Source organism: Proteus penneri (genome assembly GCF_003144535.1).
GTDB classification, from domain to species: Bacteria; Pseudomonadota; Gammaproteobacteria; order Enterobacterales; family Enterobacteriaceae; genus Proteus; species Proteus penneri.
Genome location: NZ_PHFJ01000001.1, coordinates 560,668 through 579,838, shown reverse-complemented (window position 1 = coordinate 579,838; position 19,171 = coordinate 560,668). Strand labels below are relative to the sequence as shown.

At 36.5% G+C, this 19,171-nt stretch carries 21 protein-coding genes and 1 pseudogene; 8 read left to right on the top strand and 14 right to left on the bottom strand.

Annotation, left to right across the window (positions count from 1 at the left end):
- Positions 1 to 31: 31 nt before the first annotated feature.
- The 3 genes from CUB63_RS02875 to CUB63_RS02865 form a co-directional block, all read right to left on the bottom strand.
- Positions 32 to 256: a hypothetical protein gene (locus tag CUB63_RS02875; RefSeq protein ID WP_232240039.1), complete on the bottom strand. Its 225-nt coding sequence runs from the start codon at positions 254 to 256 to the stop codon at positions 32 to 34.
- 405 nt (positions 257 to 661) lie between these two features.
- Positions 662 to 1,138 (bottom strand): NUDIX hydrolase, encoded by a 477-nt coding sequence (locus CUB63_RS02870; RefSeq protein WP_109400495.1) that lies wholly within the window; start codon positions 1,136 to 1,138, stop codon positions 662 to 664.
- A gap of 66 nt (positions 1,139 to 1,204) precedes the next feature.
- Entirely contained in the window at positions 1,205 to 1,825 is a 621-nt protein-coding gene (locus CUB63_RS02865; RefSeq protein ID WP_109847403.1) for a TetR family transcriptional regulator, read from the bottom strand.
- 90 nt (positions 1,826 to 1,915) lie between these two features.
- On the opposite strand from CUB63_RS02865, the gene CUB63_RS17845 reads away from it, so the two are divergent.
- From CUB63_RS17845 to fetB, 4 genes are all read left to right on the top strand, one after another.
- Positions 1,916 to 2,830 carry a helix-turn-helix domain-containing protein gene (locus CUB63_RS17845; RefSeq protein WP_072063999.1) on the top strand — a complete coding sequence of 305 codons (915 nt, stop codon included), beginning with the start codon at positions 1,916 to 1,918 and terminating at the stop codon, positions 2,828 to 2,830.
- A gap of 182 nt (positions 2,831 to 3,012) precedes the next feature.
- Positions 3,013 to 3,933 carry an acyl-CoA thioester hydrolase/BAAT C-terminal domain-containing protein gene (locus tag CUB63_RS02855; protein WP_109847402.1) on the top strand — a complete coding sequence of 307 codons (921 nt, stop codon included), beginning with the start codon at positions 3,013 to 3,015 and terminating at the stop codon, positions 3,931 to 3,933.
- Positions 3,934 to 4,077: 144 nt separating this feature from the next.
- Positions 4,078 to 4,728 (top strand): iron efflux ABC transporter ATP-binding subunit FetA, encoded by a 651-nt coding sequence (gene fetA / locus CUB63_RS02850; protein ID WP_006536637.1) that lies wholly within the window; start codon positions 4,078 to 4,080, stop codon positions 4,726 to 4,728.
- A 50-nt stretch (positions 4,729 to 4,778) separates the two neighbouring features.
- Positions 4,779 to 5,558 carry an iron efflux ABC transporter permease subunit FetB gene (fetB, locus tag CUB63_RS02845; protein ID WP_109847401.1) on the top strand — a complete coding sequence of 260 codons (780 nt, stop codon included), beginning with the start codon at positions 4,779 to 4,781 and terminating at the stop codon, positions 5,556 to 5,558.
- A gap of 60 nt (positions 5,559 to 5,618) precedes the next feature.
- On the opposite strand, the gene CUB63_RS02840 is transcribed toward fetB, so the two are convergent.
- From CUB63_RS02840 to CUB63_RS02825, 4 genes and pseudogenes are all read right to left on the bottom strand, one after another.
- On the bottom strand, positions 5,619 to 6,062 hold the full coding sequence (locus tag CUB63_RS02840) for a YcgN family cysteine cluster protein (protein ID WP_072064002.1): 444 nt from the start codon (positions 6,060 to 6,062) through the stop codon (positions 5,619 to 5,621).
- Positions 6,063 to 6,098: 36 nt separating this feature from the next.
- Positions 6,099 to 6,755: a fumarylacetoacetate hydrolase family protein gene (locus CUB63_RS02835; RefSeq protein ID WP_006536634.1), complete on the bottom strand. Its 657-nt coding sequence runs from the start codon at positions 6,753 to 6,755 to the stop codon at positions 6,099 to 6,101.
- A gap of 52 nt (positions 6,756 to 6,807) precedes the next feature.
- Positions 6,808 to 7,936, bottom strand: a pseudogene (locus tag CUB63_RS02830) (lytic murein transglycosylase).
- A gap of 24 nt (positions 7,937 to 7,960) precedes the next feature.
- Positions 7,961 to 8,248, bottom strand: a complete 288-nt coding sequence (locus tag CUB63_RS02825; protein WP_069369136.1) for a YcgL domain-containing protein — start codon at positions 8,246 to 8,248, stop codon at positions 7,961 to 7,963.
- A 133-nt stretch (positions 8,249 to 8,381) separates the two neighbouring features.
- Between CUB63_RS02825 and minC the strand changes: the two genes are divergently transcribed.
- Genes minC through minE form a run of 3 tightly spaced genes read left to right on the top strand, consistent with a single transcriptional unit; the run spans position 8,382 to position 10,191 of the window.
- Complete coding sequence (gene minC, locus CUB63_RS02820; RefSeq protein ID WP_072064004.1) at positions 8,382 to 9,083, top strand: septum site-determining protein MinC; 702 nt, start codon at positions 8,382 to 8,384, stop codon at positions 9,081 to 9,083.
- A 22-nt stretch (positions 9,084 to 9,105) separates the two neighbouring features.
- The gene (gene minD, locus CUB63_RS02815) at positions 9,106 to 9,918 is read left to right on the top strand and encodes a septum site-determining protein MinD (RefSeq protein WP_006536629.1); all 813 of its coding nucleotides are present in this window, start codon (positions 9,106 to 9,108) and stop codon (positions 9,916 to 9,918) included.
- A gap of 3 nt (positions 9,919 to 9,921) precedes the next feature.
- Positions 9,922 to 10,191, top strand: coding sequence for a cell division topological specificity factor MinE (minE, locus tag CUB63_RS02810; RefSeq protein WP_006536628.1), 270 nt, complete (start codon positions 9,922 to 9,924; stop codon positions 10,189 to 10,191).
- Between the two features lie 368 nt (positions 10,192 to 10,559).
- On the opposite strand, the gene rnd is transcribed toward minE, so the two are convergent.
- The 5 genes from rnd to CUB63_RS02785 all read right to left on the bottom strand — a co-directional run bounded on the left by rnd (position 10,560) and on the right by CUB63_RS02785 (position 17,196).
- Positions 10,560 to 11,678, bottom strand: a complete 1,119-nt coding sequence (gene rnd / locus CUB63_RS02805; RefSeq protein ID WP_006536627.1) for a ribonuclease D — start codon at positions 11,676 to 11,678, stop codon at positions 10,560 to 10,562.
- A 98-nt stretch (positions 11,679 to 11,776) separates the two neighbouring features.
- On the bottom strand, positions 11,777 to 13,465 hold the full coding sequence (gene fadD, locus CUB63_RS02800; protein ID WP_072064006.1) for a long-chain-fatty-acid--CoA ligase FadD: 1,689 nt from the start codon (positions 13,463 to 13,465) through the stop codon (positions 11,777 to 11,779).
- A 301-nt stretch (positions 13,466 to 13,766) separates the two neighbouring features.
- On the bottom strand, positions 13,767 to 14,366 hold the full coding sequence (locus CUB63_RS02795) for a Slp family lipoprotein (RefSeq protein ID WP_072064007.1): 600 nt from the start codon (positions 14,364 to 14,366) through the stop codon (positions 13,767 to 13,769).
- Positions 14,367 to 14,458: 92 nt separating this feature from the next.
- A complete protein-coding gene (gene tsaB, locus CUB63_RS02790; protein WP_109847400.1) occupies positions 14,459 to 15,160 on the bottom strand; it encodes a tRNA (adenosine(37)-N6)-threonylcarbamoyltransferase complex dimerization subunit type 1 TsaB in 702 nt (233 codons plus the stop codon).
- A 92-nt stretch (positions 15,161 to 15,252) separates the two neighbouring features.
- Positions 15,253 to 17,196 carry a DNA repair helicase YoaA gene (locus CUB63_RS02785; protein ID WP_082147365.1) on the bottom strand — a complete coding sequence of 648 codons (1,944 nt, stop codon included), beginning with the start codon at positions 17,194 to 17,196 and terminating at the stop codon, positions 15,253 to 15,255.
- Positions 17,197 to 17,281: 85 nt separating this feature from the next.
- Between CUB63_RS02785 and CUB63_RS02780 the strand changes: the two genes are divergently transcribed.
- Positions 17,282 to 17,626 (top strand): RidA family protein, encoded by a 345-nt coding sequence (locus CUB63_RS02780; RefSeq protein ID WP_006536617.1) that lies wholly within the window; start codon positions 17,282 to 17,284, stop codon positions 17,624 to 17,626.
- A gap of 34 nt (positions 17,627 to 17,660) precedes the next feature.
- On the opposite strand, the gene CUB63_RS02775 is transcribed toward CUB63_RS02780, so the two are convergent.
- The gene (locus CUB63_RS02775; protein WP_197939074.1) at positions 17,661 to 18,524 is read right to left on the bottom strand and encodes an SDR family oxidoreductase; all 864 of its coding nucleotides are present in this window, start codon (positions 18,522 to 18,524) and stop codon (positions 17,661 to 17,663) included.
- 314 nt (positions 18,525 to 18,838) lie between these two features.
- Positions 18,839 to 19,171, bottom strand: coding sequence for a multidrug/spermidine efflux SMR transporter subunit MdtI (gene mdtI / locus CUB63_RS02770; RefSeq protein ID WP_006536614.1), 333 nt, complete (start codon positions 19,169 to 19,171; stop codon positions 18,839 to 18,841).

Genomic DNA, 19,171 nt, shown 5'->3' with positions numbered 1-19,171 from the left:
GGGCTTATTTTATTTATTATCGATACGACACTTATTTTTCTTGAATATCGATAGCTTCTGTTGATTGTATTGAATCAGAACGTGAAAGGACTTTTTTCTCTTCATCTACTTTAAATTGTGAAACCAATTTAGCTAATTGATGAGCTTCATCATCCATATTCGCTGTGATAGCCGCTGATTCTTCAACTAATGCTGCATTTTGCTGAGTAACCGTATCCATTTCACTGACAGCTAACGCAATTTGATTTATGCCCATACTCTGTTCATTAGAATATAAAGGCTCGTAGGATCTGCCTTCGTTTATAATGTCGGTAATAATGAGGGAAAACTTTAGAGTACAGTGAAAACCATTTTTCATTTATGAAATAAACAATTACTTTATCCATCCACAGACAAATTACTCACATAATATCCTGCGATGAAGGTGATTTCACTCAGAAAAAGATAATTTATTAATTATTTTTTAGTTTTTATAATTTTATTTGTATATTTTTATCTTAAGCTTTAATAGGTATATCTACTTATTAACATTAATTTATTTAATTCTAATATTAATTTATAGTGAGTTTTAAAATTTTTTATTTCCAATAATAATAAAGCAGTTTCTAAAAACCGCTTTAATTGTTTATTTATTATGAGCCATTTAGTTTTATTAAGAAACTTAAATAATTTTTTTTATTAATAGTTTTTCAGTTAGTTCAATAAGTCTTATCACATTTAATGGCGTTTTTCTTTTTTTAACCTCTTCTAAAGAAAGCCATTGGAAAGATTTATTTGTTAATTGGCTATTTTTTAACGGTTTGCAAAGATAAATCATATCGATGTGATAATGAAACCCTTGTTTTTTATCGTGAATGGGTTCTTTTAAAATGGCGAGAGGTTTTACAAGTTCAATAACATCATCGTTATTTAGGTTAAGGCTAAATTCAGGTTGATAACAAAGACACTCACACAATAAACCTGTTTCTTCTTCTATTTCTCTTAATACTGCATCTTGTGGCTCTTCATTTTCTTCTATATGACCACCAGGTGGTAACCAACAGCCTATTTTAGAATGTAAATGAAGAAGGAATTTGCCCTGCCCATCGAATACAACGCCCGTTGCTGTGAAATGACTCTTAGGTACTTCTATTGTCATAATACTCTGATCCTTTGCTCTATTTATTTTTATCCAATTTACATCGCATCTATCATTATGTTTGTGCTATTGATGGTTTTTCGCATTTATCGAAGATTGTTTTATCCCCATCAAAAAATCAGAAAATATCGTTTTAAAGTCCTTACAAGCATTTTCAGGTAATGTAGCTTCATTCTTTAAATTAATCGTGATATGCGTGATAAATCCATAAATCAAATTCACAACAATATCAGAAGAATAAGTGCAAATTTCTTGTTGTTCATAGAGAACATCTACACATTTTTTAATTCGAGGAATAAGAATTTGTGAATCAATCGCATCCCATTCCTTCCAACCTAGAACCGAAATTATTTCTTGTAAAGGAATAAGCTTATCTTTATGTTGATAAATATGATCAACACAAACACTAAAAATAACTTCTAACTCTTGCCACTGATCATCATAGGTAGGAATTTGAACGAGTTTTTCGACGACTTTATCAACCTGAAAAAGGTAGCACTCTTTTAATAGCGCTTTTTTATTACTAAAGTGGTGATAGAAAGCCCCTTTAGTTACTCTTGCGTGACGTGATATTTCATTAACGGAAACATCACAATAGTTCTGATTTATAAATAGTTCTTGTGCGGCTTCACGTAATGCAGAACGCGTTTGTTCTGAATTCTCTTGTTGCCGTGATTTTATTTCCATGATAAAACCCTAAATACATACCATAAGTATGTAATAATATATGGGTATCAGTTTCGTGTAAACTGAACAAAATATTTTCAGGAAATTATCATGTCATCTCAGTACAATGGGCTTATCCCCTCAAATACCTTATCCTCTTTTAATATAGAAATTATCAAAGAACTTCTTCTCTGGATTGAGGTGAATTTGGAAAAACCATTGCTACTTGATGATGTTGCGATCCGTTCTGGTTATACCAAATGGCACTTACAACGCGTATTTAAGCAAGCAACAGGATTAACACTTGCTTCGTATATTCGAGGAAGACGCTTAACAAAAGCAGCGACAGAATTACGTTTGACCAAATTGCCTATTCTGACTGTAGCATTACGTTATCAGTTTGATTCTCAGCAATCATTTACACGTCGTTTTAAAGCCACATTTGGTGTCACACCTACAGAATACCGTAAACTTGATAATCTTTGTGGCAATAATTTTCAGCCACCAATCAATTTTGATGTTGTTGATTTACCTATTCCTAAAATTATGGAGTTACCTGAAAGTTATGTTTATGGGATGCAATATCAATATTTTTGTTCTATCGAAGATATAGGTAAATTGCACGAAGATATACGTCACCAATTTTGGAATGATTTTTTACTGTATACGGACAAAAATTTTATAGAGAGTACTGTGCTTATCTCATACCAACCAAACACATTACGTAAAAATAAAATCCAGATTGATTATGAAATTGGGTTAAATAGCTTAGATCATTTTACAAAAACCAGTGGTTTTAGAAAAAGAGTGATTGAGGCAGGACGTTATGTCAGATTCCAATTTAAAGGAACACTGGAAGAATATAAACAATTTGCGATGAAAATTTATTTTTATACCCTGCCCGCATTAGGTTTATGTCGTCGCTTAGGCGCTGATATTGAAAGATACGTCAGTATAGAAACTAATATTGATTTAATGGAATTACCCAAAACCTTAGAAATTGATTATTTTGTTCCTATTCATTAATGATCTTTAAATAGCCTGAGTTTTCAGGCTATTTTATTAAGAGTAGATTCATTTTATAAAGGCTACTGTGCGATAACTGTTTTATCGCTTTTTTCTGTACAATAAATAATTCACTAAGTCAGCTGTTTACTAATTATTGAAAAATTTCTTATTACATCCCTACAAAAACAAATAAGGTGATCATGCGCACTTCGCTTCTATTTTTACTCTCTGCTTTTTTACTTCCTTCTTTTGCAAGTTATGCAGAAATATCAACACATTTACTCCCACGGAAAGATGGCAGTGAAATTAGCTATTACATGGATAAAAGAGCTGAAAAAAATCAAACTCTATTAGTATTAATGCAAGGCTCTGACTGTAACAGCATTAAAAATAATGTGTTTATCCAAGAAACCTTTGGTCACTGGCTACCAAATAGTGATGTTTTAATGGTGGAAAAATACGGTATTACCGCTCAATTACCTTATTCGCAATATGATGGTGAGCGTATTGATTGCCCTAAAAGCTATCAACGTCATGATAATCCTAAGCAACGAATCGAAGATTATGAGGCAGTGTTAGATAAATTATCTTCACAGTATCCAAATATTATTTTACTTGGTGGAAGTGAAGGCGCGACGATAGTGCATTTGATGGTAACTAAACGCAATGATATTAAAGCCGCTATCGCGCTAAATGGCGGAGGACGTTTTTTTCTTGATGATGTTCTTTATAATATCCGTCATACCACACCCAAAGAGCATGTTGAAGATGCTATAAATAGCTTCCAGCAATTTGCTGACGCAATAAAAAACAATCAAATAGATGATGAACAATTTATAAGCGAGCACAGTAAAATATGGTGGCAACAATTTTTTACTATCGATTTACTTAAAGTCATTAAAAGTAATCAGCACACCCCAGTATTAATTATTCAGACGCTTAATGACACTAATGTAAATGTTAATGCATTTTATCAACTAAGCCGAGATATTAACCAGCCTAATGTGAAGTTTATTAAATATGAGAAATTAGATCATGGGTTTTATAATGAACAAGGTGAGCGTTTAACGAATAAAATAATTAATGATATACAACAATGGTATACGCAATACACGAAATAAATTTATCTTTTATGTTGGCTTACATTCCCATTCTCCTATACTGAAAGAGTAATAGAACTGCTTACTAACTGATTTAAAGCAGGATCTTTATATCGTTAATTCTATATAATGATAATTATTTTCTTTTTTAAGTTTGGGATAAGAATGGAAAGTACGACTTCACTTTTACGTCTTGATAAAGTAAGTTATCGAATTGATAACAAAACTATCCTCGACAATATCAATTTTGAACTTCAACCTTCTGAATTTAAACTTATCACAGGCCCCTCAGGTTGTGGTAAAAGTACCTTACTCAAGATTGTCGCTTCACTACTATCACCCACAAGTGGTTCAATTTTCTTTGAAAATAAAGACTATTTAACGTTGTCCCCCGAAGAATATCGCCAACAGGTTTCTTATTGTACCCAAACCCCCATGTTATTTGGTGAGACTGTTTACGATAACCTTAAATTTCCTTATTTCTTACGAAAACTCCCAGTGGATGATAAGAAATTGGCACATGATTTGGATTATTTTTGTTTACCTGAATCGATTATGAAAAAAGGAATTAATGAACTTTCAGGGGGTGAAAAACAACGTATTTCACTGATAAGAAATCTACAATTTATGCCAAAAATCTTATTACTTGATGAGATCACAAGTGCATTAGATGAAAACAATAAAACAAAAGTGAATAATATTATTCACCACTACGTTAAAGATCAAAATCTCGCCGTGTTATGGGTCACGCACGATCAAAATGAAATAAAACATGCTGATGATGTGATCTCATTATCTTCTCACAATGATGCCTGATTTTTTATTTCTTTATCAGCCACCCTTTTGTTATGAGCGAACATAATATTATGAACGAACATACGATAAGCAATGAATCTCTGATTTTCTCGCTTTTATTAGTTCTCGTGGCTATTTTTATTAGTCGCAAAGAAAAACTAGCTTTAGAAAAAGACATTATTTGGAGTACAGCAAGAGCCATTATTCAACTCTTAATTGTTGGCTATGTCTTGACCTATATTTTCCATGTCGACCATTTTATACTCACCTTCTTAATGGTGTTATTTATCTGCTATAACGCAGCTTATAATGCCAAAAAGCGAAGTAAATACGTTAAAGATATTTTTCTGATCTCTTTTACTGCTATTACAACTGGGGCATTATTAACTTTAGCGATTTTATTACTCACCAGTTCAATTGCTTTTACGCCAATTCAAATTATTCCTATTACAGGGATGATTGCCGGTAATGCCATGATAGCAACAGGGCTCTGTTATAATAATTTGGGTCAACGTTTTCAAAATCAACAACAGCAATTGCAAGAAATGTTAAGCCTTGGTGCTACACCTAAACTAGCCTCAATGAGTATTATTCGAGATAGCATTAAATCTTCATTAATTCCGACCGTTGATGCGGCGAAAACTGTGGGTATTGTAAGTTTACCAGGCATGATGTCAGGACTTATTTTTGCTGGTGTTGATCCATTACAAGCCGTTAAATATCAAATTATGGTGACTTTTATGTTGATGGCAACAGCCAGTATTTCAACCATTATTGCTTGCTATTTAACCTATAAGAAGTTTTTTAATCAGCGCCACCAGCTTATTAACTTTGAGAGCCGCTCACTATAGTTATTAACTATATTGAAAAAGGTCACCCCATTGAGTGACCTTTTTCATAAAAATAAGAAATTAACCACGTCCTTTCGGGCGATTAAGAATATGATCTTCCCAATCTTCAACTTCGGTTTCTGGCACCGCAATATATCTTACTGAAATGTTGTCTTGGTGCATTCTTGCTTTATTACCAGCAATTAAAGGATGCCAACTTTGTAACGCTTTGCCCTCAGCTAACAGACGATACGCACAAGTCATTGGTAACCACTCAAATGTTGGTAAATTATACCGCGTAAGCTTTATACAATCTGGCTCATAACGGAAACGATCTTCGTAATTACTACATTGGCAAGTTTTAATATTTAGCTGATTACAAGCGACATTGGTAAAGTATATCTCGTCAGTATCATCATCCATTAACTTGTGTAAACAGCATTGTCCACACCCGTCACAGAGCGATTCCCACTCATCATCACTCATTTCATCTAATGTTTTAGTCTGCCAAAAAGCCTGTGTCATCTCTACGTTATTACCTTATTGCTCATCTAATACGAATTAAATAACCCGTGTTGTCAGCTGATGTTCATTAACGCTTAATACCAACATATCACCTGATTCAAGAGGACCCACACCTTCTGGTGTCCCCGTTAAAATCACATCACCAGGACGTAAGGTGAAAAAGCGCGACATATAGCTGATAAGGGGTAAAACCGGCGTTAGCATATCACGACTGTTACCCTGCTGACGAATCTCGCCATTAACACGTAACATTAAGTCTGCATTTTGCGGATCGCCAAATGAATTGACAGGGATAAAACCAGATAAAGGTGCTGAGCCATCAAACGCTTTACTTTTTTCCCACGGTTGCCCTGCTTTTTTCAATTTACCTTGTAAATCACGTAATGTCAGGTCAAGACCAATACCGAAACCCGCAATTGCACGATCAACTCTATCTTCATTAGCTTGCTTAAGTGGCTGACCAATAAGTACTGCTAATTCAATTTCGTGATGAACCGCTCCCATATCTCTTGGGATAGCAATAGGTTGGCGAATATCACACATAGCTGTTTCTGGTTTGATAAAAATCACAGGCTCTTCTGAACGAACCGAACCCATCTCTTTAATGTGATTTGCATAATTACTGCCAACGCAAATTACTTTATTAACAGGAAAATCAAGTAACGCACCTTCCCAATCACGATGTTGATACATATTGTGTTCCTTTTAGGTAAATTGCTGTGTTTTATTTCACGGCAAAACGCAATTAACTCGCGTGAGGCAATGAATTTATTTTATTAGCAACGCCATCAGCCATTGTGACAATGCTAAGGGCAAAAAAGTAAGAGCTATTCCAATGCATTATCGTACGAAAGTTCTGTGTCACTAAATAGCTTCTATGTAAATCATCATCAGGAATAATTAACCATACAGACATAGCATCGTTTAATTGGCTATTTACAGGTAATTGAACACCCAATGCTTTCCATTGTGCGACCGTTTTTTTCTGTTCAGTCTTAATGCCTTCAAGCTGTTGGTTGAAACCTACCGATAAAGTAACCTGTTCTCCCCAAGGGAGTCCACTTTCCCAACCTTCAGTCGCTAAATAATTAGCAGCCGAAGCAAATGCATCTTCTTGAGTATTCCATATATCGATTTTTCCATCACCATTGCCATCTGCAGCATAAGTTAGGAAGGATGATGGCATAAACTGAGTTTGTCCCATTGCTCCTGCCCATGAGCCTTTGAGACGTTGTCCTTGAGGGATATGTCCTTCTTCAATAATCTCTAATGCAGCCATCAATTGACGAGTAAACAGCGCTTCTCGACGGCCTTCAAATGCCAGCGTTGCAAGTGCAGAAACAACATCCTCTTTACCTTGCACTTTACCGAAACCACTCTCAAGCCCCCATAACGCAACAATATAGTTAGCAGGCACACCATATTTTTTACTGATTTGCTCTAAGGTATCTTGATGCTCTTGATAAAGCTTAGCCCCTTGGCTTAAACGTCCATTGGTGACAATACGTGGTAAATAAACATCGAGTGTAATTCTCTTTTCCGGTTGATTACGATCTGATTTAATCACTCGTTCAATAAAATGTGCTTCTGAAAAAGCAAAATCTATTGTTTCTGGTTTATATCCCAACTGAGCTGCTTTCAATTTTAACGCGTCAACATAAGCAGGAAATTGTGCAGAAGTACGAGTTTCTTTAGGAAACGCTTGTTCTAACGATGCAACATCCACTTGTTTCCATCGAGGTGTTTTTTTGTGCTTCAACTGCCGTTGCCTCTGGTGAGATAATTTGTCTTTCAGCCAACTTTTGTTGGCTATTTGTACACGCAGATAACATTAAACCGGAAACAATCACAGCGATGAATGAATATTTGAACATTTATGCTCCTTTTATCTCGATGATTTATTCAGTTTTTTCTGATTTTTTTAATTCATCTAAATAAGCATTTAACATACTTTCGACAGGTGGTGGAACTTGTAAGTAAAAACCCTGCTCAACTAATGCCTTTTTGACCTTTTCAATGTCAGCATGCGCTAAACGCTGTCTATCCGCGAGATTAAGCAACATTGAAAACTGCGGCTCGCCAAAACTTTGTAATAATTCGTCCGGAATTCGAGAGAAATCATCCTTTTTTTCGATGTATAAATAAGTTTGATCACGTTTGGTACTACGGTAAATTGCACAAATCATTTTCATTAAACTCTAATTATTAAAATAAGCGACTTGCCTGAATATTTTAGTAAATATAACATGCTTATATACTTTCGTAATATCGTCTCTGGTTTTTTGTGCCAGATTATAAAAAATTTACTGAGTCAGATAGATGTCAAACACGCCCATTGAGTTAAAAGGCAGTAATTTTACCCTTTCAGTACTCCATTTAAACGATGGAACACCGAAAGTTATTCGTCAGGCTATTTCAGAAAAAATTGCACAAGCGCCTCAATTTCTGAAAAACGCACCTGTAGTTATCAATGTTTCTGCTTTAGCAGATGAAAATATTGATTTTAAAAAACTGAGGCGAATTGTAGAAGATGCTGGCTTACGAGTCGTGGGAATTAGTGGTAGTTCAGACGCCCAACAGAAAGAAGCGATAATTGCCGCACAGTTACCTATCTTAAATGAAGGTAAAATAGTAAAGCCAAGCACTCAGGCAAATAACGATAAAACGAATGAAGCACCGACAGCTGTTCGTCAAAAAACAAAAATCATCCATACTCCTGTTCGTTCAGGTCAGCGTATTTATGCTCAAAATAGCGATTTAGTCGTTATTAGTAATGTGAGTGCAGGCGCTGAATTAATTGCTGATGGTAATGTTCATGTCTACGGCGTATTGCGTGGACGTGTCCTTGCAGGCGCATCGGGTGATAATGAGAGCCATATTTTTTGTACACATCTGTCTGCTGAACTTGTTTCTATTGCTGGTCAATATTGGCTAAGCGACCAAATTCCTACAGACTTTGTTGGTAAATCAGTACAACTGAGTCTGCAAGAGAATGAATTAACAATCGAGAACTTAATTTAGAGCATCGACAAGGAATCACTCCATGGCACGCATTATTGTTGTTACGTCAGGTAAAGGTGGGGTTGGTAAAACAACTTCCAGCGCGGCCATTTCTACCGGCCTCGCTCAAAAAGGTCATAAGACGGTTGTTATCGACTTTGATATTGGGTTACGTAATTTAGACCTTATCATGGGTTGTGAACGTAGAGTTGTTTATGATTTTGTTAATGTTATTCAGGGTGATGCATCTTTAAATCAAGCTTTGATTAAAGATAAGCGTACAGAAAATCTGTTTATTCTCCCTGCTTCACAAACAAGAGATAAAGACGCTCTCACCCGTGATGGTGTCGAACAAGTATTAGATGAACTCGATGAGATGGGTTTTGATTTTATTATTTGTGATTCTCCTGCGGGCATTGAAAGTGGTGCATTAATGGCCCTTTACTTCGCAGATGAAGCGATTATCACAACAAACCCAGAAGTATCATCTGTACGTGACTCCGACCGTATTTTAGGCATTCTTGCCTCTAAATCACGTCGTGCTGAACGAGGTGAAGATCCAATTAAAGAACATCTGCTATTAACTCGTTATAATCCTGGTCGTGTTAGCCGCGGTGATATGTTAAGTATGGAAGATGTCCTTGAAATTCTATGCATTCCACTATTGGGTGTTATTCCAGAAGATCAATCTGTTTTGCGTTCATCTAACCAAGGTGAACCTGTTATTTTAGATGGCGAATCTGACGCAGGTAAAGCCTATTCAGATACAGTAAATCGTTTGTTAGGGGAAGAACATCCATTCCGTTTTATTGAAGAAGAGAAAAAAGGCTTTCTGAAACGCCTTTTTGGGGGGTAAAAGATGGCTTTACTAGATTTTTTCCTGTCGCGTAAAAAGTCGACAGCTAATATTGCCAAGGAGCGTCTACAAATTATCGTAGCAGAACGTCGCCGTGGTGATAGCGAGCCAGCTTATTTACCTGATATGAAAAGAGATTTATTAGGTGTCATCTGTAAATATGTACAGATAGATCCAGATATGCTTTCAGTTCAATTTGAACAAAAAGGCGATGATATCTCTGTATTAGAGCTCAATGTGACTTTACCTGAGAGTGAAGAACCTACAAAGTAAATCATATTTTACGCTTTATATAAGTCATTATTCACAGAGCCAACCATGAACTATAATTAATTTGATTGGCTCTGTGTTTAATTATATACAATTTGAATTCACCCGAACGCGAAAATAGCGCTATATCTCGCTACTATTTTCATCATTGGTGATAAGTCAAAGGAGGCAAGTTATCTCGCAATAACATCTCTTCTATTTACGCATAATTTATTTAACCTGTTTAGTGCCTTCACTTTTTCTAGGTGTTTTTTCGTGTACAAAAAATAAGAGCCTCAAAAGAGACTCCTATTTATTATTGTTTATTTATTGAACTAGCAACCCTATATTATTTAGGATATTAGGGATTAGAAAATAAACAATGAGTGAGACTATGGATATTGCGCGAGAATTTCTGTCACTTTCTCTTCTAATAAGGCTTTACGCCAGCGTGAGATCAACTCAGGTTGCCCTTCTTTTATTTTCCAGTGAATGCTCAATAATTGGTTAATCTGTCTTCTTGACGCTAACAGCTCAGGGTTGTAACGTTTATCTTCACTAATTTCTTGAATAACTGCTTTAATCGCTTTAAACGCTTTTTTGTAGTTTGGTTGTTCGATTAAATTGCCAATAGGCTCTGGACAATCTTCATCTTTAATTTCTTTAGCTTTAACAACAAAATCTAATAAACGACGACCATGGCAACGGATCTCTTGACCTGAAAGCGACAATGCATCTAGCTCTGCTAATGATGAAGGAAGATAACGAGCAACAGACCATAAATGCTCTTCTCTTACAACGAAGTTTAATGCCATATCACGAGATTTAGCTTGATTTAAACGCCACTGGGCAAGCATTTGTAAACATGCTAGCTGTTGACCTTTTAATTGCCATGCATTGCTTATATCACGGTAGGCAAGTTCAGGTACTACAGTTTCTTGTCGACGTTCTGCAATCATTTCGCATTCATCTGCAATAGCATCCATATAGCCTGCTTCTTCAGCTTCTTTAATTAATTTTTCAGCTAAAGGTAGCAAATAGAAAACATCACCACTGGCATATTGACACTGTTTTTCAGTTAAAGGGCGCGCTAACCAATCTGTGCGGGATTCACTTTTATCTAGTGCAACATTTTCATATTTCTCAACTAATGTCGCAAAACCACAAGAAATGGGATGACCTAAAAATGCAGCAACCACTTGAGTGTCTATCATCGGTGTTGGAACACAGCCAAACTGGTGAGAAAAGACTTCAAGATCTTCACTTCCAGCATGGAGAAACTTCATAATACCCTGGTTTGTTAATAGCTCAACGAAAGGAGTCCAATCCTTAATTGCTAATGGATCAATAAGAGAGATCTGTTTACCGTCATACATCTGGATCAAACCAAGATGTGGGTAATAGGTACGTATGCGGACAAACTCTGTATCTAAAGCAATTTGTGAAGCCTCTGAAGCGGCTTTACAGGCGGTATCTAGTGCTGTGTCTGTCGTAATCAATTGATAATTCAAAACAGGTTTCTCTTATTTTTATGTCTAATGACTTTTTATTTAATCGCAAAAACGCCGGTATAAACCGGCGAAATTGAAAAAGGTTATTGAGTGTTGTATCAAGATTCAGTTGAGGTTTTCAACTCTTTTTCTTCATTTCTTAACTCTCTGCGTAAAATTTTACCAACATTTGATTTTGGTAATTCATCACGAAACTCAATAATTTTAGGTACTTTGTAACCTGTTAGGTAACGACGACAATGTGTTTTTATCTCATCTTCTGTTAATGATGGATCTTTTTTCACAATGAAAACTTTAACTGTTTCACCCGAGTTTTTACTTGGTACACCAATCGCAGCCGATTCTAAAACCTTAGGATGGGCAGAGACAACCTCTTCCACTTCATTAGGATATACATTAAAACCAGAAACTAAGATCATATCTTTTTTACGATCAATGATGCGGATAAAGCCTTCATCATCCATTGTAGCGATATCACCAGTCGCAACCCACCCATCATGTAAAACTTCATCAGTTGCATCAGGACGGTTCCAATAACCTTTCATGACCTGAGGACCACGAACCCACATTTCACCGCCTACGGTGCGGTCAACTTCGTTACCTTCATCATCAATAAACTTAACGTCTGTTGAAGGTACCGGTAATCCAATGCTACCACTATATTTTTTCAGATTATAAGGGTTACCAGTGACTAACGGAGAGCATTCAGTCAAACCATAACCTTCTAACAAATGTTTACCTGTTAACTCTTCCCACTCTTTGGCAACATTACTTTGTACAGGCATACCACCGCCAACAGAGAGGTTTAGTTTGGAGAAATCAAGCTGACGGAATTCTGGGTTGTGTAACCAAGCATTAAATAAAGTATTTACACCCGTAATTGCCGTGACAGGGTAACGCCCTAATTCTTTAACAGTACCTTTCACATCACGCGGATTGGTAATAAGTAAATTTTTACCACCAATTTCAATAAAGAGTAGGCAGTTTACGGTTAAAGCAAAAACGTGATACAGCGGTAACGCTGTAACCACCAGCTCTTTTCCTATATTTAGTGCTGGGACATAAGCCGCTTTTGCTTGCTCAAGGTTTGCCAACATATTGCGATGCGTTAACATCGCACCTTTAGCTATTCCCGTTGTTCCACCTGTGTATTGTAAGAAGGCTAAATCTTCTCCTGTAATTTCAGGTTTAATATATTGCATACGATAGCCAAAATGCATTGCTCTACGAAATGAAATGGCATCAGGCAAATTATATTTAGGTACTAATCGTTTGATGTACTTAACAACAAAATCAACGAGTGTTGCTTTCGGGCGAGATAATTGATCACCCATTCGGGTCAAAATAACGTGTTTAATATTGGTATTAAATACGATTTTTTCGAGCGTATGTGCAAAGTTAGAAACGATTACAATAGCACTTGCACCGCTGTCATTTAACTGATGTTCAAGTTCTCTTGGCGTGTAAAGTGGATTTACGTTTACGACAACCATGCCTGCACGAAGAATACCGAAAAGTGCGATAGGATATTGCAATAAATTAGGCATCATTAAGGCAACACGATCACCTTTTTTTAATCCTAAGCCGTTTTGCAGATATGCTGCAAATGCACGGCTACGCTCTTCAAGTTTGCGATAAGTCATGACCTCGCCCATATTGATAAAGGCGGGTTGATCTGCGTAATTTGCGACAGCGTTTTCAAGCATCTCAGCAAGGGATGCAAAACGGTCCGGGTCAATTTCAGCCGGAACATCTGCCGGATAACGTTTAAGCCAGACTTTTTCCAAAGTAGTACTCCTGATTAATCGCACTTCTTGGGTTAATATTATGTTTCTTTTTAACAAAGTATTAACTCATCCTACCAGCACAAACAATTTTCTGTTGTGAAGATGCGAAGTGTGTCACTAAATATTTTATTTTTAGATTAACAAAAAAAGAAGGCGGTCAAAACCGCCCTCTCTTTTATTTTTATTCAACTTTAATAACGCTATTAGATAGTTACCTAATATATTATAGATGTTGATTATACACCGTTTCACGCGAATAGAGATAAAATATTATATCGTCATATTACCTGATACCCTATTTTTATTCTAAAACGGGCACAACCTGACCAGCTCCATATGGATATCCACCATAACCGCCATATCCATTGTGATAACCCCACCAATATGGACCATCTCCATAATATCCCCATGTCATAACAGGTGCTGGCATAATGACTTGCTGTGTCAGTGTCCAACGTTTCATACCCGTCACATCTATACGTAAAAATGGATAAGTGGCCTCACCTACTTTGCCTGATTCAACACCTTTGATAGTACCAACAACTGTTACATACTGATTTTTATAATCGGTAGGATCTAAGAAATGCATAACATTAGCATAGAGGCGCCCAATAGAAGGCTGTCGCAATTCGGGTGCTGCATCATATTGAGAAAGAGGCATAACAGCAATCTCTAGCTGTGTTGATGATTGAAGATTTTTAACATCAATCACACGTCCGCCAAAACGCCCTTCTTGACCAATATAAAGCTCAGGTGCAACAAAAACTCTATTTAAATCAGTAACAGGCGTTGCTGATGTACCTTTTATTGATTCAGGTATAGAGACGCATCCCGCCAGAAACAAAGCACCAGATAGAAATAGCGCTTTGCTTACCAAACGGTAGTTTAATTGTCTGTTCATAAACCACCTCATTGCAAGTCAATATTAACGTTACTCTATAATAATATTATAGCTTAGCTTTACTTTTAGGCGTCTAATAGATACTCATAAATTTATTCACGGCCAGGCAGTTTTTTCCACGTCACTTCATTACGTAAATAAACAGGTTCAGCGTCTTCAACTTTCGTTGCTTTACCTTTATGCCAAGCGTTTACAGCAAGGGGTAACATATCTTGTGCAGCAGGAAGCGTAATTTCAGTTTCAACAACAGTAAAAGGCAGCGTCTCTTTTAAATCAGGGTAAGCTTGCCAGCCTGTACCTGCCATTGCCCATGTTCCCATCGTTGATTGTAATGTTTCAATAAACTGTTCAGGTTTCATCACCGCTTCAGTGTCTTCTCCCACCCAAACACCTGCATCATTACGCTGATATCGAGCGCAATAAATTTCACCCATACGCGCATCTATTGCTACGAGAACTTGTTTAATACCCGTTGCTCTAAAGACACCTTCAGCCATTGTGGCAAGTGATGAAATGCCAATCATTGGCAATTCAGCACCTAACGCAATACCTTGTGCAACCCCCACCCCAATACGAACGCCAGTAAAACTTCCTGGACCTCGACCAAAAGCAAGTGCATCTAATGATTGTAATGTGATGTTTGCTTCTTCTAAGGCGCTTTTCACCATAGGTAAAATCTTTTGTGTATGTTCACGAGGAGAAATCTCAAAACGTGAAGCAACAACGCCTTCATTCCAAACTGCAACTGAACAAGATTCTGTCGCAGTATCAATTGCTAAAATTCGCAGTGACACGCCATAACTCCGGCAAATTCGATAATTAAAAGAGAAAGAATAATATCATAATAGTGTTCAACAGAATAAACACACATTCTGTGCGATCGCTATTATGAATCCGATATTTCTTGTATTTCATTCTGCTGTGCGCGTTGGCTCAAAAATTTCATTGTTTTTTCGAGTGAGCGTGTGCGTGGTGATGAAGGCAAACTGCTTAAAAAAATCTCGCCATATGCACGAGAAACCAATCTATCATCACATACTATAATTGCGCCATAATCGTGCACATCACGAATTAATCGTCCAACACCTTGTTTTAAACTAATGACTGCATCAGGAATTTGGACATCTCTAAAAGCATCTCCGCCCCGCAACTCACAATCTTCAATACGAGCCCTTAATAAAGGATCATCAGGTGCAGTAAAGGGTAATTTATCAATAATCACACAAGACAGTGTATCGCCACGTACATCAACACCTTCCCAAAAACTTTGGGTCGCAACTAAAAGCGCATTTCCTGATGAGACAAATTTTTGCAGTAATTGTGTTTTGCTCATCTCACCTTGCATCAATACGGGTAATGGCAAACTGGCTTTAAACTCTTCAGCAAGTCCACGCATCATGACATGCGAAGTACAGAGAAAAAAACAGCGACCTTGGTTTTTTAAAATAACAGGCGTTAGCATAGTAGCTAAACGTTTCGCCGTATACGGTTGATTTAATGGTGGCAAATAACGTGGTACACAGAGTAATGTTTGATGTTGATAATCAAACGGGCTGTTTAAAATTAGTGTTGTCGCATTTTCTAAGCCCAATCTATCTGTGTAATAAGACATTTGCTCATTCACAGAGAGTGTTGCCGAGGTAAATACCCAACTGCTTTTATGTGATTTAATTAATTCACGAAATTTATCAGCGACAGAAAGTGGCGTAATAGCCAGTAAGAAATGGCGACCGTAACTTTCAAACCAGTAGCTATAACCCGGAATTGAGGTATCAATCAGACGTTTTAAGCGATTGCGATAAACGGTGGCGCGTTCAAAAGCACTATCGAGTAATTGGCTTCGCCCTAACGAAAGTTTCATTACGTCATAACTCAGTTCTAAAGCATCATCCAGTAACGTAAGAAAACGTTTTGTTTCACCACCTTGTAGCAGTTCACGTAAATTCCCTCGATAACCTGTTTCACCTAATACTAAACGAAAATCCATTACCATTTGAGTTAATCGATCGGCACTTTTTTGCAACTGAGCTTGATCACGGACTTCTGTACGGTAAGCCACGGTCATATCTCTGGCGAGATCAAGAAGCTGTCTACTGGTAAGCTGTTGTCCAAAATAGTGGCTAGCAATATCTGGAATTTGATGAGCTTCATCAAAAATCATAATTTCAGCTTCCGGAATTAGCTCACCAAAACCGGTATCTTTAACGACCGTATCCGCCATAAATAAATGGTGATTAACGACGACAATATCTGCATCCATTGCTTTTTTACGTGCGCTCAGAACATAGCACTCTTTATAGCGAGGACAATCACTTCCTAAACAGTTATCGTTAGTGCTCGTGACTAAGGGCCAAACTCGGCTATCTTCCGCAACACTATGACAACGGCTAACATCACCATCTTCGGTCTGTGTTGACCATTGTCGTACATACATGACATCAGACAAAACTTCGGCTTCAAGATCACCACCACTAAGCATTTGCTGATCAAGTCGTTCTAGACAGAGATAGTTAGAGCGCCCTTTTAATAACGCGGTGTTACCATCATAATTAATCGCTTCAATGATTGTGGGTAAATCTCGACTATATAATTGATCTTGTAAGGCTTTAGAACCTGTTGAGATAATGGTTTTTTTACCCGAACGCAACGCAGGCACAAGATAAGCATATGTTTTTCCTGTACCTGTACCCGCTTCAACGATAAGTACACCTTGCTTATCAATAACTTCCGTTATTGATTTCGCCATTTGTCGTTGAGCTTCACGGGGATGAAATCCAGGAATAGTTCGGGTTAAAATCCCGTTTTCTGCAAAATCGTCTGACACAGGCATACTCTTTTTATAAAATAAGACGTAAATTATGCCAGTGGATAGCCTAAAGTACCACCTACGCCGTTAATACAAAGGAGAAATCATAATGACAATTAAGCGTATCGACCCTGAAGATCGCTGGTCCGAAGCGGTAATTCATAACGACACAATTTATTACACTGCAGTGCCAGAAAATTTATCAGACGATATAATTGAACAAACAGCAGACACATTAGCGGCAATTGACGTTTTGTTACAGCGTGTAGGTTCTGATAAAACTAAAATTCTTGATGCGACAATCTTTTTAGCTGATAAAGCCGATTTTGAAGGTATGAATCAAGCATGGGATGCTTGGGTTGCTAAAGGTAGTGCGCCTGTACGTTGTACTGTGCAAGCACAATTAATGCACCCTGAGTATAAAGTCGAAATTAAAATTATTGCAGCACTATAACCACACTATACTTAGCACCCAATTTTATGGGTGCTTATTTTTTTGAATTAAACTTATTGGCTAAATCAAGATAGTAGTCTGATAAATGATCATCACCATACACTTCACCAATATGACTCGTACCCATAAATGTTAAGAAAAACTCAAAAGGCCCATAAAATTTTTGAGAAGTAACATGGCGCAATATAAAAATAGTCATCTTTCTTAATGCATCAGGCAAATGGATGATCTTTATTTTTTTATTTAATGCTACACCTGCCAGTTCAGCAATTTGATTTAATGATAAAATATCAGGTCCACCGACGGAAATTTCTTTTGTATTATGTCCAATCATTTTAATGATAAATTGTGCTAAATCTTTTCCAGAAATAGGATTAATTTGCTGTTCACCAGAGCCAAATAAATAAACTCGATTTGAAGTCGCCATATGTAAAAAGTCACCCATATCACTAAAATAGCCATTAGGTCGAATAACACAATAAGATAATGTAGATTGTTTTAATTTATCAACAAACCGTTCTTTAGCTTCAAAAATCTTTAACTGCCGATATTTATCACCATCGATCGCTGAAATATAAATAAACTGTTTAACTTGTGATTTTATTGCTTCATCTAACAGATTTACATTGGCTTGATAATCCACATCCATATAGGTTAACCCCTCTTTTTGTCGAGTGATCCCTACTGTTGAAATAACACAATCAATATCTTTTGTACTGTTTTTTAATTGTTCAGGCTTTGTTATCTCACCAATAAAAATATCATCAACATCAGTAAATAGCGTTGTTTGAGAGTGATTTCTGACTAGAATACGCACCCAATAACCTTGAGTTTTTAATGCTTGTACAAGAAATCGCCCTAAATAACCCGTTGCACCTGCAACTAATATCCGTTTCATCTCTATTTCTATCTTTTTAATTTTATCAGTAAAAAATAACACCAATAATAAAATAATAGCAATAGAGTTTTTCCATGAAAAATTTTCTGCTCATTTATTATTATTTAAGATAGAAAAACTATTTTATTTTAAAAATTCAATATTTATTATGGCTGAGAAATAACAAATATTTTAACTATCAGTTTTAATTATTTTAAAAAAGTGGAACAAAAAAAGCTGAATTCATAAGAACTCAGCTTTTTAATGTCACTTATTTTGCTGTGATAATTAGATTTTTTATTTTATCAATATCTCACTCATTAAGTTAGTTAGATTTAGGCAAATTTAATCATTACCATCCCAACCAGTAATAATATAATTCCACCCCATCCTTTATAATTGAGTCGTTGATTAAATAAAATCCAACCGGCAGCGATAGTTGCAATAATTCCGAATGCCCCCCAAAGTGCATAAGCAACTGAAAGCTCTATCCCTTTAACAGCCATTGCCAGCGCACTAAAGGCACCTAACACACAAACCAGTGATAATATTCCTAATCCCATTCGGCTAAAGCCGTTAGACATTTTTAAGAATATATTCGCAACAATCTCAAGCACTACGGCAAGTATTAGGAATGCACCATGCCACCATTCAAATTGAGCTAACAT